This is a genomic window from Bacillus sp. SIMBA_031 (genome assembly GCF_046535225.1).
In the GTDB taxonomy this organism is placed as follows: domain Bacteria; phylum Bacillota; class Bacilli; order Bacillales; family Bacillaceae; genus Bacillus; species Bacillus velezensis.
In genome coordinates, this window is the sequence record NZ_JAWRXC010000673.1 from 1 (window position 1) to 237 (window position 237).

1 protein-coding gene is annotated in these 237 nt (G+C 44.7%); it reads right to left on the reverse strand.

Annotated features, from left to right (window positions below):
- Window positions 1-237: peptidylprolyl isomerase (locus tag SB724_RS21755; RefSeq protein ID WP_410573147.1), on the reverse strand; the 237-nt coding region annotated here is incomplete at both ends.

Genomic DNA, 237 nt, shown 5'->3' on the forward strand with positions numbered 1-237 from the left:
GTGTGCGCGCTAGCTGATGAAAATGTGCCATACCTGTAAGTACTCGCCCAAATACGGTGATGTTTTTGTCTAAATAACGTGGACCTTGCCCTATGGTGACAAAAAACTCTGTGCTGGCACTATTAATATCGTTGCCGCGCGCCATTGCAAAGACACCATGGCAATGAATTTGCCATGTTTGATCACGCGTTTCATTTTGAGCTACCGCAAAACCATTTAAAAACCCGGTTATTGGTG